The sequence below is a fragment of the Saccharopolyspora sp. 6V genome (genome assembly GCF_020176785.1).
Taxonomy (GTDB): Bacteria; Actinomycetota; Actinomycetes; order Mycobacteriales; family Pseudonocardiaceae; genus Saccharopolyspora_C; species Saccharopolyspora_C gregorii.
The window spans coordinates 1-23,894 of sequence record NZ_JAIUKB010000076.1 but is presented as its reverse complement, the minus strand read 5'-3'; the positions used below and the strand labels follow the sequence as shown (position 1 = coordinate 23,894).

At 71.3% G+C, this 23,894-nt stretch carries 17 protein-coding genes; 7 read left to right on the top strand and 10 right to left on the bottom strand.

Features of this window, described 5'->3' with window-relative positions:
• Window positions 1-104: 104 nt before the first annotated feature.
• Both LCD35_RS16215 and LCD35_RS16210 read right to left on the bottom strand, forming a co-directional pair.
• Window positions 105-518 (bottom strand): universal stress protein, encoded by a 414-nt coding sequence (locus LCD35_RS16215; RefSeq protein WP_224958951.1) that lies wholly within the window; start codon window positions 516-518, stop codon window positions 105-107.
• Between the two features lie 56 nt (window positions 519-574).
• Window positions 575-3,076, bottom strand: coding sequence for an RNA helicase (locus tag LCD35_RS16210; RefSeq protein WP_224958952.1), 2,502 nt, complete (start codon window positions 3,074-3,076; stop codon window positions 575-577).
• A gap of 184 nt (window positions 3,077-3,260) precedes the next feature.
• Between LCD35_RS16210 and LCD35_RS16205 the strand changes: the two genes are divergently transcribed.
• The 6 genes from LCD35_RS16205 (at window position 3,261) to LCD35_RS16180 (ending at window position 11,612) form a co-directional block, all read left to right on the top strand.
• Complete coding sequence (locus LCD35_RS16205; protein ID WP_224958953.1) at window positions 3,261-3,452, top strand: hypothetical protein; 192 nt, start codon at window positions 3,261-3,263, stop codon at window positions 3,450-3,452.
• Between the two features lie 237 nt (window positions 3,453-3,689).
• Window positions 3,690-5,570, top strand: coding sequence for a methylmalonyl-CoA mutase family protein (locus LCD35_RS16200; RefSeq protein WP_224958954.1), 1,881 nt, complete (start codon window positions 3,690-3,692; stop codon window positions 5,568-5,570).
• A complete protein-coding gene (gene scpA / locus LCD35_RS16195) occupies window positions 5,570-7,783 on the top strand; it encodes a methylmalonyl-CoA mutase (RefSeq protein WP_224958955.1) in 2,214 nt (737 codons plus the stop codon). The genes LCD35_RS16200 and scpA overlap by 1 nt, the downstream gene beginning before the upstream one ends.
• Entirely contained in the window at window positions 7,783-8,769 is a 987-nt protein-coding gene (gene meaB, locus LCD35_RS16190) for a methylmalonyl Co-A mutase-associated GTPase MeaB (RefSeq protein ID WP_224966903.1), read from the top strand. The genes scpA and meaB overlap by 1 nt, the downstream gene beginning before the upstream one ends.
• 306 nt (window positions 8,770-9,075) lie before the next feature.
• Window positions 9,076-11,157: a tetratricopeptide repeat protein gene (locus LCD35_RS16185; RefSeq protein ID WP_225044413.1), complete on the top strand. Its 2,082-nt coding sequence runs from the start codon at window positions 9,076-9,078 to the stop codon at window positions 11,155-11,157.
• 92 nt (window positions 11,158-11,249) lie between these two features.
• Window positions 11,250-11,612: a GntR family transcriptional regulator gene (locus LCD35_RS16180; protein WP_224966904.1), complete on the top strand. Its 363-nt coding sequence runs from the start codon at window positions 11,250-11,252 to the stop codon at window positions 11,610-11,612.
• Between the two features lie 33 nt (window positions 11,613-11,645).
• Here the strand turns inward: LCD35_RS16180 and LCD35_RS16175 are convergent, their stop codons facing one another.
• The 5 genes from LCD35_RS16175 to LCD35_RS16155 all read right to left on the bottom strand — a co-directional run bounded on the left by LCD35_RS16175 (window position 11,646) and on the right by LCD35_RS16155 (window position 17,303).
• Window positions 11,646-12,494 carry an aminoglycoside phosphotransferase gene (locus LCD35_RS16175; RefSeq protein ID WP_224966905.1) on the bottom strand — a complete coding sequence of 283 codons (849 nt, stop codon included), beginning with the start codon at window positions 12,492-12,494 and terminating at the stop codon, window positions 11,646-11,648.
• Window positions 12,495-12,630: 136 nt separating this feature from the next.
• Window positions 12,631-13,854 (bottom strand): MFS transporter, encoded by a 1,224-nt coding sequence (locus tag LCD35_RS16170; protein ID WP_224966906.1) that lies wholly within the window; start codon window positions 13,852-13,854, stop codon window positions 12,631-12,633.
• Window positions 13,855-13,929: 75 nt separating this feature from the next.
• The gene (locus LCD35_RS16165) at window positions 13,930-15,177 is read right to left on the bottom strand and encodes an ATP-grasp domain-containing protein (protein WP_224966907.1); all 1,248 of its coding nucleotides are present in this window, start codon (window positions 15,175-15,177) and stop codon (window positions 13,930-13,932) included.
• Between the two features lie 218 nt (window positions 15,178-15,395).
• A complete protein-coding gene (locus LCD35_RS16160) occupies window positions 15,396-16,220 on the bottom strand; it encodes a class I SAM-dependent methyltransferase (RefSeq protein ID WP_224966908.1) in 825 nt (274 codons plus the stop codon).
• A gap of 33 nt (window positions 16,221-16,253) precedes the next feature.
• A complete protein-coding gene (locus LCD35_RS16155) occupies window positions 16,254-17,303 on the bottom strand; it encodes a sulfotransferase (protein ID WP_225044412.1) in 1,050 nt (349 codons plus the stop codon).
• A 699-nt stretch (window positions 17,304-18,002) separates the two neighbouring features.
• On the opposite strand from LCD35_RS16155, the gene LCD35_RS16150 reads away from it, so the two are divergent.
• Window positions 18,003-19,448 (top strand): amino acid permease, encoded by a 1,446-nt coding sequence (locus LCD35_RS16150; protein ID WP_224958969.1) that lies wholly within the window; start codon window positions 18,003-18,005, stop codon window positions 19,446-19,448.
• A gap of 38 nt (window positions 19,449-19,486) precedes the next feature.
• Here the strand turns inward: LCD35_RS16150 and LCD35_RS16145 are convergent, their stop codons facing one another.
• The 3 genes from LCD35_RS16145 to LCD35_RS16135 all read right to left on the bottom strand — a co-directional run bounded on the left by LCD35_RS16145 (window position 19,487) and on the right by LCD35_RS16135 (window position 23,597).
• A complete protein-coding gene (locus LCD35_RS16145; protein ID WP_224958970.1) occupies window positions 19,487-21,673 on the bottom strand; it encodes a bifunctional diguanylate cyclase/phosphodiesterase in 2,187 nt (728 codons plus the stop codon).
• 260 nt (window positions 21,674-21,933) lie between these two features.
• Window positions 21,934-22,818, bottom strand: a complete 885-nt coding sequence (locus tag LCD35_RS16140; protein ID WP_224958971.1) for an oxidoreductase — start codon at window positions 22,816-22,818, stop codon at window positions 21,934-21,936.
• A 71-nt stretch (window positions 22,819-22,889) separates the two neighbouring features.
• A complete protein-coding gene (locus LCD35_RS16135) occupies window positions 22,890-23,597 on the bottom strand; it encodes a M50 family metallopeptidase (protein ID WP_224958972.1) in 708 nt (235 codons plus the stop codon).
• Window positions 23,598-23,894: the final 297 nt, after the last annotated feature.

Genomic DNA, 23,894 nt, shown 5'->3' with positions numbered 1-23,894 from the left:
GCACGCACCGAGCGGCCCGCCTCCCCCACGGGAAGCGGGCCGCTCGCGTTCGCACTTCGTCCTGTCAGCGGCGGAACCGCTGAGCAGCAAGCCCGGGAAGGAGTTCAGCGGACCACCAGCACCGGGCAGCGGGCGTGGTGCACCAGCTTCAGCGCCACCGAACCCACCATCATGCCGGTGAACGCGCCGTGGCCCTTGTTGCCCAGCACCATCATGTCCGCCTGCGGCGACAACCCCACCAGCTCGTCGACCACGTGCCCGCGGATCAGCCGGGGCCGGATGTCGACGTCCGGGAACTCCCGCTGCACCGCCTCCGTCGTGCCGTCCAGCAGCTCGCGGGCCCGCGCCTCCAGTTCGGAGTCCGGAGTGGGCAGCCGGTAGCCGAACTGCACCGGCTGGTGCCAGACGGCGATGGCGTGCACCAGCCCGCCCACCTTCGTGACGTAGTCGGCGGCCCAGCGCAGCGCGCGCCCGGATTCATCGGAGCCGTCGATGCCCACTACCACGGTCTGCGGCATGATCGCATTCCTCTCGGTCGCGTCCCCCGACCGTATGGCACCCGCGGACCGGCGCGCTACTGCTGGTCGACCGCCTGCACGCGGATCACCGCGGAGCCCTCCTCGTCGGAGGCGGCCAGATCGACCTCGGCGCTGATGCCCCAGTCGTGGTCGCCCGCCGGGTCGGCGAAGATCTGGCGCACCAGCCAGCGCTCCGGCTCTTCGGTGATCATCAGCATCGCCGGGCCGCGCGCGTCGGCGTCGGTGCCGATCTCGTCGTACTCGGCGAAGTAGCCGTCCAGCGCCTCTTCCCACGCCTCGGCGCCGAACTCGGGGTCCAGCTCGCCGAGCGGGGTGGTCCAGCGGCGGGCGGCGAGCTCCACGCGGCGGAACAGCGCGTTGCGCACCTGCACCCGGAACGCCCGCTTGTTCTGGGTGATCCCGGCGGGGGCCGCCTCGGCCGCCGCCGGCTCGGCGGTGATCTCGGCACCCGGGTTGCGCAGCCGCTCCCACTCGTCGAGCAGGCTCGAATCGACCTGGCGGACCAGCTCGCCGAGCCACTCCACCAGGTCGGTGAGCTCCTCGGTCTTCGCGTCCGCGGGCACCGTGTGGCGCAGCGCCTTGTAGACGTCCGCGAGGTAGCGCAGCACCAGCCCCTCGGACCGGGCCAGGCCGTAGTGGTTGACGAACTCGACGAAGTTCATCGCCCGCTCGAACATGTCCCGCGCCACCGACTTCGGCGACAGCTCGTGCTCGGCGACCCACGGATGCCCCTTGCGGTACATCTCGTAGGCCGCTTCCAGCATGTCCTGCAGCGGCTTCGGGTAGGTGACGTCCTCCAGCAGCTCCATCCGCTCGTCGTACTCGATGCCGTCGGCCTTCATCTGCGCCACGGCCTCGCCGCGCGCCTTGAACTGCTGCGCCGACAGCACCTGCCGCGGGTTGTCCAGAGTGGACTCGATGACGGAGAGCACGTCCAGCGCGTAGCTCGGCGACTCCACGTCCAGCAGCTCGATCGCGGCCAGCGCGAACGGCGACAGCGGCTGGTTCAGCGCGAAGTCGAACTGCAGGTCCACCGTCAGCCGCACCCGGCGGCCCAGCTCGTCCGGCTCGTCCAGCCGCTCCACCACGTCCGCGGCCAGCAGCGCGCGGTAGATCGCGATGGCGCGCAGGATGTGCCTGCGCTGCGCCGGGCGGTCCTCGTGGTTCTCGGTGAGCAGGTGCTTCATCGCCGCGAACGCGTCACCGGGGCGGTTGATCACGTTGAGCAGCATCGAGTGGCTGACCTGGAAGCTGGAGATCAGCGGCTCCGGCTCGGCCTCCACCAGCTTCTCGAAGGTCTTCTCGCTCCACGACACGAAGCCCTCGGGCGCCTGCTTGCGCACCACCTTGCGCCGCTTCTTCGGGTCCTCCCCCGCCTTCGCCAGCGCCTTCTCGTTCTCGATCACGTGCTCCGGGGCCTGCACCACCACGTAGCCCGCGGTGTCGTAGCCCGCGCGGCCCGCGCGCCCGGCGATCTGGTGGAACTCGCGCGCCTTCAGGTGCCGGGTGCGCACCCCGTCGTACTTGGTGAGCCCGGTCAGCAGCACGGTGCGGATCGGCACGTTGATGCCGACGCCCAGCGTGTCCGTCCCGCAGATGATCTTCAGCAGCCCCGCCTGCGCCAGCTGCTCCACCAGCCGCCGGTACTTCGGCAGCATCCCCGCGTGGTGCACGCCGATGCCGTGGCGCACCAGCCGGGACAGCGTCTTGCCGAAGCCCGCGGTGAACCGGAAGTCGCCGATCGCCTCCGCGATCTTGTTCCGCTGCTCGCGGGAGGCGACGTTCACGCTCATCAGGCCCTGCGCCTGCTCCATCGCCGACGCCTGGTTGAAGTAGACGACGTAGACCGGGGCCTGGTTGCCGCCCAGCAGCTCCTCGATCGTCTCGTGCAGCGGCGTCAGCGCGTAGCGGAAGGTCAACGGGATCGGGCGCTCCGCCGAGCTCACCACCGCCGTCGAACGGCCGGTGCGGGCGGTGAGGTCCCGTTCGAAGCGGGTGACGTCGCCGAGCGTCGCCGACATGAGCACGAACTGGGCCTGCGGCAGCTCCAGCAGCGGCACCTGCCACGCCCAGCCGCGCTCCGGTTCCGCGTAGAAGTGGAACTCGTCCATCACGACCTGGCCGAGCTCGGCCTGCTCGCCGTCGCGCAGCGCCAGGTTCGCCAGGATCTCCGCGGTGCAGCAGATGATCGGCGCGTCCGCGTTCACGCTGCTGTCACCGGTCATCATGCCGACGTTGTCGGCACCGAAGACGTCGACCAGCGCGAAGAACTTCTCCGAGACCAGCGCCTTGATCGGCGCGGTGTAGTAGCTGCGCTTGCCCTCGGCGAGGGCGGTGAAGTGCGCGCCGGTGGCGACGAGGCTCTTGCCGGAGCCGGTGGGGGTGCTGAGGATGACGTTCGCCCCGGTCACCACCTCCATCAGCGCTTCTTCCTGCGCCGGGTAGAGCTCGATGCCCTGCTCGGTGGTCCAGGTGGTGAAGGCGTCGAGCAGCGCGTCCGGTTCGGGCGAGGCGGGGAGGTGGTCAGTCAGCTTCATGGCACCCCCGATCGTCCCTGGTCAGCTCCGACGCGCCGCAAGCGGGGTCCGCTGCGGCGGCGCGCCGCGACAGACCTCTGCTCCGCCCGCCGGGTCGGCCGATCCGCCCGCGCTCACTCTTCCGAGTGATGACCGGGGGCGCGGGGGTGGATCGGAGCAGCGGGGATCACCGAGACTGGTCGCCATGCCGGAGCGAATGGTGCGGTTCGTGGGTGGGCCGCTGGACGGACGAACGCAGGACCTGCGCGACTCCGAAGCCGTGCTCGGCAGACTCCTCCGGCACATCCACCTGCACGACGGGCCCAAGATCGAGACCTGCTACCGGCTGCGGTACACGCCGGAAGCGGGCTGGGAGTACCACTTCAGCGGGCACTGACCGGCCCAGCGCACAGGCGCCGCGCGGGCGCTCCCCGCGCACCGAGCACGAGCCCTCCGCACGCGCCGACCGGAAGCCCGCCCACGTGGCGGCCGGAAGCCCGTCCCGGACGGCGGGGCGGGCGGCTGACCTCGCGGAACGCCGCTGCGCGCGCCAGTGCGCCCCGCGGAATCTTGGGACGTGGGTCACAGGAGAAGCGGCGTTCCGGGCCGGTGCGGAGTCCTACCATCGACTGTCATGGCGCCCACTGACCGGCTCTCGACGACGAGCAGCCCCCGGCCCGGGCTCAGCCTGGCCGGCGAATTCCCCCGGCCGACCCACGAGCAGTGGCTGGAGCAGGTGGAGAAGGTCCTGCGCCGGACCGGCCGCATCCGCCAGGACGATCCGTCGCCTGCCGACGCCGCGGCGCTGCTGGACTCCCCCGGGTACGACGACTTCACGGTGCGACCGCTGTACTCCGCCGACGCGGACCTGCCGGCCGCGGGCGTGCCCGGGTTCGCGCCGTTCGTGCGCGGCAGCAGGCCGCAGGGGTCGGTGGCGGAGGGCTGGGACGTGCGCCAGTCCCACGGCGGCCCGGACGCGACGGCGGTGAACCGGGAGGTCCTCGCCGACCTCAACGGCGGCGTCACCTCGCTGCTGCTGCGGTTCGGCGCGGGCGGGCTCGCGGTGGGCGACCTCGGCGACGCGCTGCACGGCGTGCACCTGGACATGATCGGCGTGGTCCTCGACGCCGGGGACGAGGCACCGGCCGCGGCCGCCGAGCTGCTGCGGCTCGCCGCCGAGCAGGACGTGGCGCCCAGCGCGCTGCGCGGCAACCTCGGCGCCGATCCGCTCGGCGTGCAGGCCCGCACCGGTCGCGAGACCGGCCCCGAGCAGGCGGTGGAGCTCGCGCGGCGCTGCGCCGCGGAGCACCCCGGGTTGCAGGCGATCACCGTCGACGCGCTGCCGTACCACGACGCGGGCGGCTCCGACGGCGAAGAGCTCGGCGCCTCGCTGGCCGCCGGGGTGACCTACCTGCGCTGGCTGACCGAGGCGGGACTGGACGCCGACACCGCCTGCGGGCTGCTGGAGTTCCGCTACGCCGCGACCGCCGACCAGTTCCTCACCATCGCGAAGCTGCGCGCCGCGCGGCGGGTGTGGGAGCAGGTGGCGCGCCGCTGCGGCGCCGCCGAGCCCGCCCGCGCCCAGCGCCAGCACGCGGTCACCTCCTCGGCGATGCTGACCCGCCGCGATCCGTGGGTGAACATGCTGCGCAGCACGATCGCCACCTTCGCCGCCGGGGTCGGCGGGGCGCAGGCCATCACCGTGCAGCCCTTCGACGCCGCGATCGGCGCTCCCGACGAGTTCGCGCGCCGCGTCGCCCGCAACACCCAGGCGCTGCTGCTCGACGAGTCGCACCTGGCGCAGGTCATCGATCCGGCGGGCGGCTCCTGGTACGTGGAAGCGCTCACCGACGAGCTCGCGCGGGCCGCGTGGCGCTGGTTCCAGGAGATCGAAGCCGCCGGTGGGCTGCCCGCCGCGCTGTGCTCCGGGCTGGTCGCCGACCGGCTCGCCGCCACCTGGGACCGCCGCCGGGCCGCCATCGCCGACCGCAGCGAACCGATCACCGGGGTCAGCGAGTTCCCGAACCTCGGCGAGGAACCGCTGCACCGCGCACCGGTCCCGGCTCCGCCGGGCGGCGGGCTGCCCCGGGTGCGCTACGCCGAGGAGTTCGAGGCGTTGCGCGACGCCGCCGACGCCTGCGCGCAACGACCCCGGGTCTTCCTCGCCACGCTCGGCCCGCTGGCCACCTACACGGCGCGGTCCTCGTTCGCGCGGAACCTGTTCGCCGCGGGCGGGCTGGACGCCGTCGAAGCCGGCCCGACCGAGACCACCTCGGACGTGCTCGCCGCCTACGCCGAGAACCCGTCGCCGGTGGCGTGCCTGTGCTCGGCCGACAAGGTCTACGGCGAGCGCGCCGCCGACACCGCGCGAGCGCTCAAGGAAGCGGGCGCGCAGACCGTGCTGCTGGCCGGGAAGCCGGGGCGACCACCGTCCGAAGTGGACGGTCTGGTGTTCACCGGCTGCGATGCCGTCGAGGTGCTGCGCGCGGCGCACCGCACGTTGGGAGTCGAGTGATGAACCACAGCATCCCCAACTTCGCCGACATCCCGCTGGACCGGGACGCCGAGCCGGCGGCCGCCGCGAACTGGAACTCGGCGGTCCTGTCGGCCACCGGCAAGGAATCCGACGCGCTGGTGTGGGAGGCCCCCGAGGGCATCGGGGTGAAGCCGCTCTACACCGCGGCCGACACCGAGGACCTCGACTTCCTCGGCACCTACCCGGGCATCGCACCGTTCCTGCGCGGCCCGTACCCGACGATGTACGTCAACCAGCCGTGGACGGTGCGCCAGTACGCCGGTTTCTCCACCGCCGCGGCGTCGAACGCGTTCTACCGCCGCAACCTCGCCGCCGGGCAGAAGGGCCTGTCGGTGGCGTTCGACCTGGCCACCCACCGCGGTTACGACTCCGACCACCCGCGGGTGTCGGGTGACGTGGGCATGGCCGGGGTGGCGATCGACTCGATCTACGACATGCGCCAGCTGTTCGACGGGATCCCGCTGGACGAGATGAGCGTGTCGATGACGATGAACGGCGCCGTGCTGCCGGTGATGGCGCTCTACATCGTCGCCGCCGAAGAGCAGGGCGTGGCACCGGAACAGCTCGCGGGGACCATCCAGAACGACATCCTCAAGGAGTTCATGGTCCGCAACACCTACATCTACCCGCCGCAGCCGTCGATGCGGATCATCTCCGACATCTTCGCCTACACCTCGCGGCGGATGCCGAAGTTCAACTCGATCTCCATCTCCGGCTACCACATCCAGGAGGCCGGAGCGACGGCCGACCTGGAGCTCGCCTACACCCTCGCGGACGGCGTGGAGTACCTGCGCGCGGGCCGGCAGGCCGGGCTGGACATCGACTCGTTCGCCCCGCGGCTGTCGTTCTTCTGGGGCATCGGGATGAACTTCGCGATGGAGGTCGCGAAGCTGCGCGCGGCGCGGTTGCTGTGGGCGAAGCTGGTGAAGGAGTTCGGCGCGAAGAACCCGAAATCCCTGTCGTTGCGCACTCATTCGCAGACCTCCGGTTGGTCGCTGACCGCTCAGGACGTGTACAACAACGTGGCGCGCACCTGCGTGGAGGCGATGGCCGCCACCCAGGGGCACACCCAGTCGCTGCACACCAACGCCCTCGACGAGGCGCTGGCGCTGCCCACCGACTTCTCCGCGCGCATCGCCCGCAACACCCAGCTGCTGCTGCAGCAGGAGTCCGGCACCACCCGCGTGATCGACCCGTGGGGCGGCAGCCACTACGTCGAACGACTCACCGCCGATCTCGCCGAACGCGCCTGGGCGCACATCACCGAGGTCGAGGACGCCGGTGGCATGGCGCAGGCCATCGACGCGGGCATCCCGAAGCTGCGCGTCGAGGAGGCCGCCGCGCGCACCCAGGCGCGCATCGACTCCGGGCGGCAGCCGCTGATCGGCATCAACAAGTACCGCTTCGACGGCGACGAGCAGATCGAGGTCCTCAAGGTCGACAACGCCGAGGTCCGCGCCGAGCAGCTGGACAAGCTGCGCCGGTTGCGGGAGGAGCGCGACGAGGCCGCCTGCCAGGACGCGCTGCGGCGCCTCACCGGCGCCGCCGAGGCCGCGATGTCCGACGAGCGCCCCGACGACCTCGACCACAACCTGCTCACCCTCGCCGTGGACGCGGCGCGCGCGAAGGCGACCGTCGGCGAGATCTCCGACGCGATGGAGAAGGTCTTCGGCCGCCACGCCGGCCAGATCCGTACGATCTCCGGGGTGTACCGGGAGGAATCGGGACCGTCGAAGTCCTTGGAGCGGGCGCTGGAGGTCGTCGAGCGCTTCGCCGAGGACGAGGGCCGCCGTCCCCGCATCCTGGTCGCCAAGATGGGCCAGGACGGCCACGACCGCGGCCAGAAGGTGATCGCCTCCGCGTTCGCCGACGTCGGCTTCGACGTGGACGTGGGCCCGCTGTTCCAGACCCCCGCCGAGGTCGCGCGCCAGGCCGCCGAGTCCGACGTGCACATCGTCGGGGTGTCCTCGCTGGCCGCCGGGCACCTGACGCTGGTGCCCGCGCTGCGCGACGAGCTCGCCGCGGTGGGCCGCGAGGACATCATGGTCGTCGTCGGTGGCGTGATCCCGCCCGCGGACTTCGACGCGCTGCGCGAAGCGGGCGCGAGCGCGATCTTCCCGCCGGGCACGGTGATCGCGGACGCGGCGCTCGGCCTGCTGGAAGAGCTCCGAACCCGGCTCGAACTCGACTGATGCCGCGCGAGATCGACGTCGCGGACTACGCCGAGGGCGTGCTGGGGGGCTCCCGCACGAAGCTGGCGCAGGCCATCACGCTGGTCGAGTCGACCAAACCGGCGCACCGGGCCAAGGCCCAGGAGCTGCTGGTCCAGCTGCTGCCGCACAGCGGTGGCGCGCACCGGGTGGGCATCACCGGGGTGCCCGGGGTCGGCAAGTCCACGTTCATCGAGTCGCTCGGCACCTCGCTGACCGCCGCCGGGCACCGGGTGGCGGTGCTGGCGGTGGACCCGTCCTCGACCCGGACCGGCGGCAGCATCCTCGGCGACAAGACGCGGATGGCGGCGCTGGCGGCGGATCCGGCGGCGTTCGTGCGCCCCTCCCCCTCCGCGGGGACGCTCGGCGGCGTCGCCCGCGCCACCCGGGAGACCGTCGTGCTGATGGAGGCCGCCGGGTTCGACGTGGTGCTGGTGGAGACCGTCGGCGTCGGGCAGTCCGAGGTCACGGTGGCCGGCATGGTCGACTGCTTCCTGCTGCTGACGCTGGCGCGGACCGGCGACCAGCTGCAGGGCATCAAGAAGGGCGTGCTGGAGCTCGCGGACCTGGTGGCGGTGAACAAGGCCGACGGCCCGCACGAGATGGACGCGCGCAAGGCCGCGCGCGAACTGCGCTCGGCGCTGCGGCTGCTCACCCCGGTCAGCGCCTCGTGGACGCCGCCGGTGGTGACGTGCAGCGGCCTCACCGGCGGCGGCCTGGGTGCGCTGTGGGAGCAGGTCGAGCAGCACCGGGCGACGCTGGCGGAGTCCGGCGAGCTCGCCGAGAAGCGCAGCCGCCAGCAGGTGGAGTGGACCTGGGCGCTGGTGCGCGACCAGCTGATGGCCGAGCTCGCCGCGCATCCCGCCGTCCGGGAGCTCGTCGACGACGTCGAGTCCGAGGTGCGCGCGGGAGGGCTCACCGCCTCCCTCGCCGCGGACGAGCTGCTGCGCGCGTTCCGCGAGCGGTGACCGAGCGCTGCATCCGCTCGGGACGTCCGAGGATCATGGCCCGCACGTCCGCACGGGTCGTCGAGGCCGAGCCGGTCGGCGACGCGGGAATCGACGCGTTGATCCGGCAGTGCAGCGCCGAGGTCGTACGCGAGGCTCCTCCGCTGAGCAGGGCGAAGGACCGCGCCCGCCACTGCCCGCAGGCCGGGCATTCGGGTAGTGCGGCTGCTCCGGATGGCCGTTCTTCCGGACTTTCCGGGAGGTTTCGCCCTGCCGAGGCGCCCGGAGGCGGTACACCGTCCTCGGACACTCGCTTCGGAGGTCGGGATGGCCGAGGAGATCCGCAACGTCTTCGCCGGAACCGCGCGCAACGTCGTGCAGGTGGGCAAGGTCGATGGCGACGTGCACTTCCACCAGCGGGCCGCTCCGGAGGCCCCGGTGCCGAAGCAGTTGCCCGCCCGCGTCGCGCACTTCACCGACCGCGAGACCAGCTTGGCCGCACTGGACTCCTGGCTGGCCGACCCTTCCGCGCCGACCTGGCTGATCGTCGGTTCCGGGGGCGTCGGGAAGACGTCGCTGGCCGCCTGCTGGGCGCACCGGGTGCGGGACCGGTTCCCCGACGGCGACCTGTACGTGGACCTGCGCGGCCACCACGTCGATCGCAGGCGGGACGCGAGCGAGGCGCTGGACGAGATGCTGCGTGCGCTGGGCGTTCCCAGCGAGCGGTTGCCCGTGGACGCCGACGCGAAGTCCTCGATGTACCGGACGCTGCTGACCGGTCGCCACATCCTGATCGTGCTCGACAACGCCGCCGGCGCCGAGCAGGTCCGCCCGCTGCTGCCCGGTTCCCCGCCCTGCCGGGTGTTGATCACCAGCCGCAACCGGTTGACGAGTCTGACGGCCAGAGAAGGAGCCACCCGGATGTCGCTGGACGTGCTGCCACCGGACCGCGCGATCGAACTGCTCCGCAAGGCCGCGGGCGCCGACCGGGTCGACGCGGAACCCGATGCCGCCGTCGCACTGGCCCGGTACTGCGGATTCCTGCCGCTGGCACTGCGCATCGCCGCAGAACGGCTCGTCGCCGGAGCGCACCTGCGGGTCGCCGAGCTCGTCGAGGAGCTGGCCGACGAGCGCGACCGGCTGGACGCGCTGACCGTCGAAGAGGACGAGTTCACCACGGTGCGGGCGGTCTTCTCCTGGTCCTACCGCTCGCTGCCAGCGGACGCGGCGCGCCTGTTCCGGCTGCTCGGGCTCGCCGAGACCCCCGACATCGGCTTGGACGCCGCGACGGCGCTGAGCGGGCTCACGCGCAGCAAGACCCGCCGGTTGCTGGACGTCCTGGTCGGAGCGCACCTGCTCGACGAGCACCGGGCGCAGCGCTACCGCTTCCACGACCTGCTCGGCCTCTACGCCGCCGAATGCGCGCGGCACGATGAGAGCGAGGCGGCACGTGACGCCGCGGTGCGCGGGCTGCTGTCCTGGTACCTGCACGCGACGATCGCCGCGTCCTGGCCGGCGGCGCCGAGCTTCACCCGGATCCCGATGGACACGCCCGATTCCCCCGGCTCCATACCGGAATTCGCCGATCGCCCGGCCGCGCTGCACTTCTACGACGAGGAGCGCGAGAACCTGAAGGCCGCGGTCCGGCAGGCTTCGGCACGCGGGGAGCACGTCTTCGGCTGGCAGCTGCCGGTGGCGATGTTCGCCTTCATGCTGTCGCGGCGGCCGGTGGCCGACTGGCTGGAGACGCACCGCATCGGGCTCGCGTCCGCCCGCGCGCTCGGCGACGAGCTCGCCGAAGCCTGGCTGCTGACCAGCGACGCCATCGCGTGGGGAACGGTGCACGAGCACCAGAAGGCGCTGGCGGAGCTGCAGCGCGCGGTCTCCCTGTGGGAACGGGTCGGCCCGGAGTGGGCGCACGCGTGGGCGCTGCGCGACCTCGGCAGCGTGTACTACGGGCTGGGCCGCGACGCGGAGGCCGACGAGACGCTGGAGCGCGCTTACGCCATGCACGTCGCGCTGGGCGACGAGTGGGGCGAGGCCACCGCGTTGAGCGCGCTGGCCAAAGCCGAGTGCCGCCTCGGGCAGTTCGACGAGGCGATCCCGCACCTGCACCGGGCCATCGCGATCCGCCGCTCGCACGGCGACCGCCGCAACGAGGCCAGCTGCTTGAGCGAGATCGGCCTGGTGCTGGGAGCGATGGGCAGCACCGACGAGGCCGCCGAGCACTTGGAGCAGGCGCTGGCACTGCACCAGGAGACCGAGTACGGCTACGGCGAGGCCCTGGACCGCGAGCGGCTCGCCGACCTCTACGAACGCACCGGACGTCCCGAACAGGCTCGCGAGCAGCGCCGGACCGCGGCGCTGCTCTACGACGAACTCGGCGTCCCGCACGAGATCACCGGGTGAAGTCCGTACCGGTTCGGTCGCGCGGCGGGCGGACGGACACCCCGGGCACCCGTGCGGACGGCCGTCCCGGAGCGGTGGCGGACAATGCGGGCATGGATCTCAAGGTGGACCCCGGTTCCGGGGTGAGCCCGTTCGAGCAGGTGCGGTCCGGGATCGCCGAGCGGATCAACTCCGGGCAGCTGCCGGTGGGCGCGAAGCTGCCGACGGTGCGGGCGCTCGCGGCGGACCTGGGCATCGCGGCGAACACCGCGGCGAAGGCGTACCGCGAGCTGGAGCAGGCCGGGCTGATCGAGACCCGCGGCCGGGCGGGCACCTTCGTCGCCGCGTCCGGGGACCAGAGCAGCCGCCGCGCCGCCGAAGCCGCCGCCGCCTACGCGCGCACGACCTGCGACCTCGGCATCCCGCCGCAGGAAGCGCTCGCGATCGTCCGCGCCGCTCTCGGCCTCCCCGGCTGACCGGCGCCCGGCGGGCCCGGGAACCGCACCACGTCAGCCGTCGAGCCCGGCGAGCAGTTCGCGCAGCGGTGCGGCGAGGTCGGGGTGGTCGCCCATGTCGACGCGGTGCAGGGCACGGGCGGCGACGTAGCGCAGCGCGGTGGGCCCGTCCGGACCGTCGAGGACATCGGCGAACGTCTCCCGCACCTTCGCGGCGACCGGCGGCACGAGCAGGCTGCAGCAGTACAGCGAAGCCGCGTCGGTGCCCGCCGGTCCGCGCCCCCACAGCTCCCAGTCCAGCAGGCCGAACCGCGGCCGGACCAGGTTCGCCCAGTGCAGGTCGCCGTGCACGGTGTCCCAGTGCTGGACGTCCAGCTCGTGACCGAGCTTCTCCCGCACGGCCCGCTGGATGTCGGGTTCGTCGTTGCGCAGCCGCAGCGTCGGTACCACCCGGATCGTCTCCAGCGCGGTGCGCAGCTCCGACCACCACTGCTCGGGCAGGTCGACCTCGGCGCGCAGCACGTCGGTATCCGAGCAGCGCTGCCCCGGCACGAAGGTCATCAGCTCGGCGCGCTGCCGCCGCGTCTCCGCCAGTTCCCACTCCACCAGGCCGAGCACCCGCGGTTTGCGCACACCGGTGATCGCGTTGGCGTCGGCGTTGCCGGTCCACCAGTCCCCGTCGGCCCACCGGATCTCCTCGGAGACCACCCGCAGCCAGCGCGGGCCTTCGGCGCCGAGCACGGCCGCGCCGATGGACCGCTGCCGCCACCCGAGCACCGGCTCGCCGACCACGCGCACCGCGAAGTGCTCCGCGGCCCGGTCCAGGTTCTGCCGCATCCACGCGGCGAACATCTCGTCGGCTTCGTCGTTGGCTTCGTCGTTCGGAATCTCGTTCGGTGCCACCACCCGATCATGTGCCATCGGGTGGTGGCCCGCTCATCTCGGTCCCGTTCGCACCGTCCCCCGGGGCGGCCCGCGCCGGATCCACCCGGACCAGCCGAGGCCGGACGCGCACACCGAAGCACGGGTCCACAGTGAACTACTCGGTGGTGGGGCGCTGCGAAGCACTCCCCGTTCCCCGTCCGCCTCGGCTGATGACCCCGAAGACCAGGACCGATACGAGCAGCACCACCCCGACCAGCGACCAGATCCCGCCGGGCAGCCCGGAACCGGTCACGATCCCGTAGGCCACCGGAGCCAGCAAGAGGCCGCCGTTGACGCCGCCCGAGAACGCGCCCATGTTGCGCACCAGCAACCGCGGCGACGAGATCTCCTGCACGTACCCCAGGAACGCCGGCCCGATGACCATCTCCCCGATCGTCCACACGATCGTCGAGAGCACCAGCAGCCACAAACTGGGGTGCAGTCCGATCATCCCGAACCCGGCCGCGGCGAACAGCAGGCCCACCACGATCGCCCGGGTGTTGCTCCACTGGGCGGTCGCGATGTTCAGCGGCAACTCGATGACGACGACCATCGCGGCATTGAGGAACAGGATCACCCCGGCCACCAGCGGCGAGAGTCCCAACCGGCTGACGATGTAGAGGCTCAGCACGGTCGAAGGCAACGCGAACGCGAGCTGGGCCGGAAAAGCGGTGAGCATGAACGTCCAGAACCGCGCTTCGTCGCGGACCGAGCCGTGCCAGGCGTTGCCGCCGGTGCGCTCGCGTTCGCCCGGCACCTCGTACCCGACGGCCCACTTCCGGACCAACACCGCCGCGATCAGCCCGAACGCGGCATTGACCAGGAACAGCAGCGAGAACTGCCCCCAGGCGTAGAGCACCGACCCGATCGCCGGGCCCAGCCCCATCCCGACGTTGATGCACAGCCGCAGCGCCGCGAACGCGACCTTGCGGTGCTCGGCATCCACGGAACGGGTGATCAGGGTGTAGCAGGCGGGATTGACCATCTCGTAGCAGAAGCCCCACACCACGGTCGCGCAGACCAGCGCGATCGGCTGCGCGGCCACGGCCGCCACCAGCAAGGCCACCGCCTGCACGCCGAGGGCCAGCGGGATGGCGCGGCCGGGAGAAAGCCGGGACAGGGTCGCCGGCATCGAGACGTCGGCCAGCAGTCCGCCCAGGCCGAAGCATCCGACGATCAACGTCACCAGCCCGGCGGAGACGTGCGCCCCTTCGGTCAGGTACAGCCCGAAGAACGGCAGCAGCACGCAGCCGGTGCGGAACACCAGGACCGCCAGCAGCAACGACCTGAGCGGCGCGAGCTGCGTCAACGACTCGGATCGGAACGCACTGCGGAGCACTCGACCACCTCGGAAGTCTGGTACCGGTTTCGTCGCCGATCCGCTCGACGAGCGGAACGGATGCGGCAACGGGTTTCACCACCGATTCGACCGCGCCCGTCCCGTGGTGCGCACGCGGACCAGCTCGGCGACCTTCGCCATCCGCTGCTCGCATTCGGACACCGAACCAGCCACCACCACCGCGAAACCGATGCGGGCGAAGTACCTCCTGCCCGGTTCGGGACGGATCAGCGTACCGGGCTCCACCAGCCAGGTCACCCGGTGCAACCACGGCAGCTCACCCTCTGCGGCATCCAGCTCCAGTGCGTCCACGACGCCGGATTCGTCGGTGTAGAAGAACCGGATTCCCGCTACCCGCGAGCGGACGACCCGCAACGTCGGCGGCACTCCCGCGGCCACGTCGGCCGCGGCAGCAGCCATGTCCACCCCCGTCGCCAGCTCGGCCAGGTCGGGGATGAGGTCGCCGCCGGAACGGCCGTTGACCTCGACCAGCCGAGGCCCACGTGCGGTCAGCCGCAGCTCGGTGTGCGTCACGGTGTTGTCGACGCCCAACGCCGAGTGCGCCGCGCGGACCACATCTCGCACCTGCTGCGGATCGGCCACGAGATCGGCCGGGTCGGCCACGACGTGCCCGAGTTCCTCGAAGTGCGGCGGATAGCCCAGCACCTTCCGGGCGAAGACCGGGCTCTCCACCACTCCGCCGTGGACCGCGCTGTCGACGCTGATCTCCGGGCCGTCCAGGTATTCCTCGACGAGCACGCCGCTGTGGTGCTCCCACGGCTCCGGCAGGCCGCTCGCGAAGGCCCGGTCGAACGCGGGTTCCAGCTCGGCGGGGCAGTCCACTTTCGACACCCCGAAGCTGGCCGACAGCGAACGGGGCTTGACCACGACCGGGTAGCCGATCCGGGCAGCCGCCTCGGCCGCCTCGGCCGCCGAGGTGACCAGCTCCGCCGCAGCGGAGGGGACGCCGTCCGCGTCCAGCGCCAACCGGGTGGCCCACTTGTCACGGCAGCGCGCCGCACCCTGCGGTGGACATCGCGGCACCCCCAGTTCCGCGGCGATCACCGCCGCCAGCTCGACGCAGGGCTCGTGGTAGGTCAGCACCCCGGCGACTGCGTAGCGCTGCGCGGCGCGCCGCGCGGTGGCCACGATCTCCGCGGTGTCCGCGGGATCGATCCGAAGTTCGGCGGTGATGTACTCGCGCTCCCAGGTCACCGGATCAGGAGTGAGCAGGACGATCGGATACCGCTCGGCGATCTTGCCGAGCATGTACTCCCGGTACTCGCTCTGACCGCCGCTCAACACCAGCAGGACCGGATCCAAGAGAACCTCCCAGTTCGTCTCACCGGGCGGGTGACCCGGAGATCTTCCACCGCGGGCACCGGCAGGCCGCATTGTCCGCCTCCTGGCGGCCTCCCGCGCCGCCGACGCGCGGGAGCTCACGCTCACGCGGCCGGCCCGCGCCGTGCTCAACGGTCCTCGCCCGTGATCGGTGCTCCGGGGGCCACGATCAACGAGGAAGTACCGTCGTGCCGCTCCGGTCAAGCACGCACGCCGGAGAACACGTCGTAGTGTTCGCCGGGGATGACCTCCCGATTCACCTCGGACAGCCCGGCCTTCTCCAGCACCGCGACCAGCTGCTCGTGCGGCAGGTAGTGCGAACGCCGCTCGAACTCGTAGACGTTCCCGTCCACCCGCAGCTCGCTGTTCCACACCCGCATTCCGGTTTCCGGGTGCGGAGTCACCGTCTCGGACAGCTCCACGACGTGTCCGCCGACCACCATGCGCGGGCGCCGAGTCACCTGCGGCTCGGTGCGTTCCAGATCCTCCGCGCGAGTGATGTCGATGTAGAGACGGCCGCCGCCGGGGCGCACGCAGCCGACGAACTGCCGCAGCGAATCGACGAGCGCTTCCGAGTCAGGCGAAGCGTCATCGTCCCAAGTACCGCCGTAGAGGTAAGATCCCCCGCCGCGGCACAGCACGACGTCGAACGAATCCTCGTACCGCTGCACCAAGCCGTCCCAGGTCAGCAGTTCGGGGGTGAGCTCGACTCCGGCGAGGCGGGCGTTGCGCTCGAAGTGGCGCAGCATCGCGGCGCTACCGTCGGAGCAGGTGACGTCGTAACCGCGTTGAGCGAGTTCGATCCCGGGGAATCCGGATCCGCAAGCGCAGTCGAGGACGCGCTTGCCCTCCGGAGGGCCGATCCACTTCGCGATGCTCTCGACCGCCAGGTCCCGCTCGAATTCGAAGTGCACGCAGAACTCCCAGAGGGCGCCGATATCCGGCTCACCCTCCTCGATACACTTGATCAGCCGCGGCTCGTTGATCTCCAGCGTTTCGCCATCGGAATCACCCTGCGGATTCATGCTGCCACCTTCTTCGTCTGTTCGGAGTTCTGATCACACGTAGCCGTACGAGCTGAGCACGTCGCCGAGCACCGACTCGGCGATTTCGCGATGCCGCGCGGTGAAGACCTCGCGCCAAGCGCCGATCTGGCCTTTGAAGAACGAGAAGGAGTCCTCCCGGAAAATCTTCTCGGCGACCTCGGCAGAGCTCGACCGGGATCCGACGAAGTCGAGTACCCGCCGGATGGCGGCGTCCTGGCGCTGTTCGGTTCCGAGCCCACGTGGCCCGACCAGCTCCTCGAAGGACACCGCGCACACTTGCGGATGGTGCAGCAGCCACAGCGCACGCCGATGGTCTCCCATGCACGGGAACGCTGGATCGCTCAGCGCGTACTCGAGCTTCTCGTCCATCGTGGGGAACGAGTTCAGGATGGCGCTGAAAACCTTGAACTCGCTGAAGTTCCCGAATCCCGCGGCCGTCTTGCCCGACAGGAAGTTCACCATCGAAAGGATCACGTCCCGCGGGTCGCGGTACATGAAGATGATGCGCGGCTCGCCGGTATCGGCCCACTCCTGGATGAAGTTGCCGTCGATCTTCTTGATGTCCAGCTCGGGGAGGATCCAGCAGACGTTCTCCGGGGTGTCCGAGAACCGCGAGCCGATGCTGCGGGAACGCGCTTGAGCCACCAGCTCGGAGTTGACCAGGGTGGCTCCGTACCGATTCTCCAGCGGCAACCCCAGCCGGGCCTGCCACGCCCAGCCGAGCGCCTCCCACGCTTGCCCGGTGACCTGGTCGAACACGTCCGGATCGGCGTTCTCCAGCTCAGCGGCCCGCTCCGCGCCGTGGACGAGCCGGGCCGCGCGCAGGCGCGCTGGCCGGGAGAGTTCCGGCCGGATGTCATCGGTGATCCGGGACTGGCCGTACATCCCGTACCCGAGCGCGACCATCAACTCCTGAATCAGGTGAGTACCGGACTTCATCAGCGAAACGATGAGGACGCGCTCAGCGGGCCCGCTCGACGAGAAGGGTTCAGTCGACATTCTTGACACACGCTCCGGAACTCGTTCTTCTACAGCGAGCCACGCCGCAGGACCGACCGACACGACAATGCGCAAAGTTCAGCACGCAGAAGTTCCACACCTCCCCCACCCGATAACGGAGAGCACCGAAATTCCAGGAACCGACGTCAAGAACGAGAACCGATCGGCGAAGCAAAACAGAAGATGATCCGCGCTATCGAGCGGACCTTCGAACCACCGGACCCTCGGAGTTCGCCACTTAATTCGTTGATAACTTCTACACGACCCGACGAGCCGCGGTCAAGCGATCATCACCACGGCGCCGAGGCGCATCCCCAAAACCACCGATCGGAGCATTTCCCACCACTTCAGCCCACCCGGAACGGCCACGAGCGAACACCCTCAATTCCGACATAAACGACCGGGAAAAACGTGATCGGCGAGAGGGCTACCTCCTCGGCGGGGAAAGCACCTAGAGTATCGACTTCTACAACGAGGGGGCTAGTTGTACGGGCAATAATACGGGACGAATGGACTCGTCCCCGGCGCGCCGCAGTCAGGCGCTCGTCCAGCACCACACCGCCGGTTCACGCCGGCCGGAGATGTCGTGCGGCACCGCCTGCACCGAGATCTCCTCGACCACTCGCGAGGTCTGCCGAGGCGCCGTTCACCGCTGCGAACCAGCCGGATGGACGCCCGCGGCCGACCCATCACCGAGCCACCGTCCCGACGACCCACGGCCGGCCCGCACGGCCGTGGACGAACGCATGGGGGAGGTCTTCGTTGCCCGGCAAGAGCATTGAGCAGACCATCGCCGACGCGCAGGCTCCGCACACGTGGATGCCGCGCACCCTCGGCCCGCTCCCGCTCACCATGATGGGCATCGGGGTGACCGTGGGAAGCGGCTTGTTCGTGCTCACCGGGACAGCGGCGGCCGATTACGCCGGACCCGCGATCACGGTCTCGTTCGTGATCGGTGCCGCGGTGGCGTTGCTGGTCGCGGTCTCCTACGCCGAGTTCGCGGGCAGCGTCCCGGTGGCCGGCAGCGCCTACACCTACGCGGCCGCGGCGCTCGGCGAGTTCTGCGCATGGGTGATCGGCTGGGACCTGATGCTGGAGATGACCGTCGGCGCAGCCGCCGTCTCGGTCGGGTGGTCCGGCTACCTGGAAGACCTGCTCGGCGTGCTGGGCATCCGGTTTCCCGCCACCCTGAGCGGCCCGGACGCGGTGCTCAACGTGCCCGCGATGTCGCTGGTCCTCGCACTCACCGTGGTGCTCGTCCTCGGCATCCGGCTCACCGCTCGGGTCACGACGGTGATGACCGCCGTCAAGGTGCTGGCCGCGATCGCGTTCGTACTCGTGGGTGCACGCCACGTCGATCCCGCCAACTGGTCGCCGTTCGTGCCCGCTCCCCGGGCCTCGCCGACGGGTGGCGCGTGGGAGACCCCGTTGATCAGCATTTTCGATGCGCAAGCGACCCGGTACGGCCCGGTGGGAGTGCTCACCGGCGGTGCCATCGTCTTCGGCGCCTACACCGGGTTCGACATCATCGCCTCCTCGGCGGAAGAGACCCGGCAGCCGCAGCGGACGGTGCCGCTGGCCATCGCCGGAACCCTGCTGGTGTGCTCGACGCTCTACGTCTCGGTGTCACTCGTGCTCACCGGCATGGTCCGCTACGACCGGATCGACCCCGCGGCGCCGGTCACCGGCGCGTTGCGGATGGTCGGTGCGACGTGGACGGCCCTGGGCGTCGCGACGGGAGCAGTGGTGGGGCTCGCTGCGGTCGTGCTCGTCATGATGATGGGGCAGGCACGGGTGTTCCTCGCGATGAGCCGGGACGGCCTGCTGCCGCGCTGGTTCGCGGCGGTGCATCCGAAGCGGCGCACACCGCAGCGGATCACCGTCGTCCTCGGCGCGGGGGTGGCCCTGGTAGCCGGGACCACACCGATCACCGAGCTCGCCGAACTGTCGAACATCGGCACGCTGGCGGCTTTTGCGATCGTGTCCGGCGGAGTGCTGCGGCTCCGCGTCACCCGGCCGGACCTCACGCGCGCGTTCCGGGTGCCCCTCGTGCCGTGGCTCCCCGTCCTGGCCATCCTCGCGTGCGTGGTATTGGCGCTGCACTACCCGCTGGTGACCTGGGCCCGTTTCTTGATGTGGATGGTGCTGGGCCTGCTGATCCGCTTCTCGGTCGCGCGCCACCGCCCCACCACCGGACCGGGCAGCTGATCCGCCCGCCCCGCGCCTGGTCGGCCACGAGGCCCACGTCAGACGACGTCGCCCTCCGACTCGTGGTCGTGCTCGTGCGGCGGTTGCGCGGCACCGAACTTCCGCAGCAACGCCTGCGCGTCCCACGCGGTGACCGGCTCGCCGTAGCGGGGGCCGACCGCGAAGTCGCAGCCCGCGTCCACCCAGTGCCGTTCCTGCTGCTCGTCGGCGACCTCGCCGGTGCAGATCTTGACACCGCTGTCGTGCATCAGCGGGGCCAGCTGCCGCACCGCGCGCACCGCCGGGTCGTCCGGGTCCACGCACCCGTGCACCAGGTCGACCAGCTCTTCCGCCAGCCGCACCCCGTCCACCGGGATCCGCCGCAGCGCCCGCAGTTCCGGTGCCGAACCGGCGAAGCTGTGCAGCAGCACGCGCGCCCCCAGCCCCCGCAGCAGCCGCAGGTTCTCCAGCAGTTCCTCGGAAGCCTCCATCACCACCCGGGTCGGCACGGCCAGGTGCATCCAGCTCGGGTCCAGATCGCCGTCTTCGAGCACCGACCGCACCAGCGCCACCAGGTCCGGGTCCCGCACCTGGTTCTCGCTCAGCTCCACCAGGAAGCAGGTCCGGTAACCGGAGCGGTGCCACAGCCCGACCTGGCCCCACGCTTCGCGCAGCAGCCAGTCCCGCAACGACAGCGTCACCCCGGAGCGCTCCGCGAGCTGGAGGCATTCCCGGTGGCCCAGCGCCCCGTGGTCCGGCGGGTCCCACCGCAGCTGCGCCTCCACCGAGATCAGCGCGCCCGTGTCCAGGGCCATCACCGGCCGGTAGCAGACCTGGAACTCGCCGAGCTCCAGCGCGCCCGGCATGATCGCCGCCAGCTGCGCCTCGGTGCGCTCGTCCGGTGCGATGTCCGGGTCGAACAGCGCCCACTGCCGGGCGCCGGCGATCTCCGCGCGGCGCAGCGCCACGTCCGCAGCCCACATCATGTTCGCCGGATCCGCTTCGGCGACGCGGCGGCGCACCACGCCGATGCTGGCGGAGGTGGCGATGCCGTGCCTGCCGATGTAGATCGGTTCGGACAGCTCCTCGTTGATCAGCGCCGCGAACTCGGGGATCGCCGGGGTGTGCGGCGATTCGCTGATGAGGATGGCGAATTCGGTGCCGCCGAAGCGGGCGACCAGCGCTTCCTCGTTCTCCACCAGCTGCTCCAACCGGTGCGCGACGGCGCGGATCACCTTGTCGCCGGTCTCGTAGCCGAGTCCGTCGTTGATCAGCTCGAACCCGTCGAGACCCAGGTGGTAGAGGGTGAGCATCCCGTCCGGCGGGAAGTTGCCCTGCGCGGCTTCGAGCCTGGTGCGGAAGTACTGCCGGTTCGCGAGCCCGGTCATCGCGTCGTGCAGCGCCTGGTACTGGATGCGTTCCTGCAGCAGGTACAGGTCGCTGATGTCCTCGACCATCGTGACGATGTGCCGCGGTTCGCCTTCGGCGCCGCGCAGCAGCGACACGGCCAGGTAGGTCCAGGCCTGCTCGCCGTCGGCGCGCAGCAGCCTGCGGCGTTCCCGCAGCCGCTGCCCCGGGCCGCCTTCGGCGAGTTCGGCGTAGGCCGCGTTGAGGTAGGCGGCCTCCTCCGGGTGGAAAAGATCGTGGATGCTCATCTCCAGCAGGTCCGCTTCGCGGTGCCGGAGGATGTCGGCGAGCGCCGGGTTGACCTCGGTGAACCGGCCCTTGAGGTCGCAGATCGCGACGCCGATGGGCGTGCTGGTGAACACCTCGCGGAACCGGGCGTCGCTGGCGCGGCGTTCCCGGTCGGCGCGCAGCAGCAGCTGCGCGGTGGTGCGCTGCTGGACCTCGGCGCGTTCCCGGTCCGCCGCGGAATAGCCGGCGGCGATCGAGGTGAGCAGTTCCAGCAGGTGCCCGACGGCGCCGACCCCGGATTCGCCGACGACGGTGTCGCGGATCAGCTCCAGCGTGCACTGGAGGCTGCCGGGGCCGGTGGCGCGCAGCTCCACGAGCCGTTCCCCGACGATCCGGCCGGATTCGGCGGCTCGCGACGGGTCCTGCAACGCTTCGGCCAGTTCGTCGGCGAGCTCGGCCAGCGCGTGCTTGAGTTCCACGTCGGACACCTCGACGAGGTCCGGGGAGCACGCGGCGAGCCGTTCGGCCCACCGCAGGACCAGCGTCGCGCGCCAGCCACCGCGTTCCGGCTGCGCCCCGGCCCCAGCATCCGGGTCGAGGGGGTCACCCATGCTCAGTTCACCTGTCCGTCGACCGCACCGGCGGACCACGCGCCGGGCAGGGCGAGACGCCCGGTCGCCAGGAAGCGGGCGTCCCGCGCGGAGGCCTTCCGGCCCCCAGGCTCGTCGCACCACGCCGGTCCCCGAACGTCTCCCCGTGTTCGCCAGACTACTGGGTGATGTCCAGTACGCGGAGCACCGTCCACGGGCCTCCTCCGTCCACCGCCGTTGCCACGAAAGTGATCATCATCCCCCGGACGGCGGCGCGATGATCACCGGGCCTGCTCGGCGGCGGTGCCCTCGGCCACGAGCGCGTCGAGCTCGGCCACGTCCTCGTCCGACAAGTCCACCCGATCGGCCGAAACGTTGACCTCCAGGTGCTCGATCGAGGAGGTCCCGGGGATCGCCAGCACGTTCGGGGACCGGCGCAGCAACCAGGCCAGCGACACCTGCGCGGGCCGGGCTCCGCGCCGCTGCGCGATCGACCGCACCACCTGGTCGTCGCGCACCCCGCTGTCGGCGACGAACCCGGAGCCGAGCGGGAAGAACGGCACGAACGCCACGCCGAGCCGCGCGGTGCGCTCCAGCAGATCGGCGCTGCCGCGGTCCAGCAGGTTGTAGGCGTTCTGCACCGCGGCGATCGAGGTCAGCCGCTGGGCCTGCTCGAACTGCTCGGCGGTCACGTGGGACAGCCCGATGCCGCGCACGAGGCCCTGGTCGCGGAGTTCCACGAGGGCGCCGAGCTGGTCGGCGAGCTCGATCCCCGGCCGGTCGGCGACGTGGCGCAGGTAGACGAGGTCGAGGACGTCCCGCCCCAGCCGGCGCAGGTTGTCGTGCACCTGGGACTTCAACGCGTCCGGGTGCGACAGCGGCAGCCAGGCTCCTTCGCGGTCCCGGTAGGCCCCGATCTTGGTGGCCAGCAGCAGGTCGTCCGGGTACGGCCGCAGCGCTTTCGCGATCAGCTCGTTGACCGTCCACGGGCCGTAGAAGTCGGCGGTGTCGATGTGGTCCACCCCGAGCTCCACCGCGCGGCGCAGCACCGCTTCCGCGCGGGCCGGGTCGGTGGGCGGGCCGAGCACGCCCGGCCCGGCGAGCTGCATCGCGCCGTACCCGATGCGGTGGACCGGGCGGACGTCGGGGATCTCGAAGGTCGTCACCCGGCGATGCTGCGCCACGGAACCGGTCCGGCACAAGGCCACTGTGGACGGCGCGACCCCGTTCGGGCCCGTCAGAGCTGCGGGATGAGCAGCAGCCAGCGGCCACCGAGCACGAGCGCCGCACCGCCGAGCAGGAACCAGACGCCCAGCCAGAGCCCGGCGGGGGTCCGGGTGAGCCGGGCGAGCTGGTCGGCGTCCGAGCTGGGCGCCCGCCCCCTGGTGCGCTTGCCGCGCAGCTCCGCGATGGGCCGCAGCCCGCCGAACAGCAGGAACCAGCTGAACAGCACGCAGCACGCGGCCTGCCACTGCGGGGTGGCGAACCAGGACACCGCGAACAGCGCGCCGCCGGTGACGACGATGGACAGCACCCCGTAGGCGTTGCGGATGGCCAGCAGCATCAGCGCCAGCAGCGCCACGGCCGCCCACAGCGCGACCCGCTCCTGGTCGAACGACACCAGCGCGGCCCCGCCGAGCCCGAGCAGGGACACCGCCGGGTAGCCCGCGAACAGGGTGAACACCATGCCGGGCCCGGTGGGACGCCCGGTGGAGAGGGTGAGCCCGGAGGTGTCGGAGTGCAGCCGGATGCCGTTGAGCTTGCGGCCGCTGAGCAGCGCGACCACGGCGTGCCCGCCTTCGTGCGCGATGGTCACCACGTTGCGCAGCAGCCGCCAGCTGCCGCGGTTGAGCACGAGGCCGAGGGCGACCAGGCCCAGCAGCAGGGTCAGCGCCGACCCGGAGTCGAGCAGCTCGTCGCTCCACGACCTGACTAATTCGTCCACAGCAGACACACCTGGCTCGTCGGGTTCGTTCGGGCGACGCCGATCGTACGCAGCGCCCGCGCCCCGCCCCCCGAACCCGCCACCTCCCGCTCAGCCGTTCTTCCCGTCAGCGGCGAAGCCGCTGAGCCAACGACCACGCACGCAACCGGACCACCAGCGGGTTCTCAGCGGTTCCCTCGCGAGGACAGCTTTTTGGGGGGGGGGGGGGGCCCCCGGGGGAAAAAAAACCCCCCCCCGGGGCCCCCGGGGGGGGGCCCCCCCCCGGGGGCGCCGCGGGAGGTGGTATAAGACAGGGAA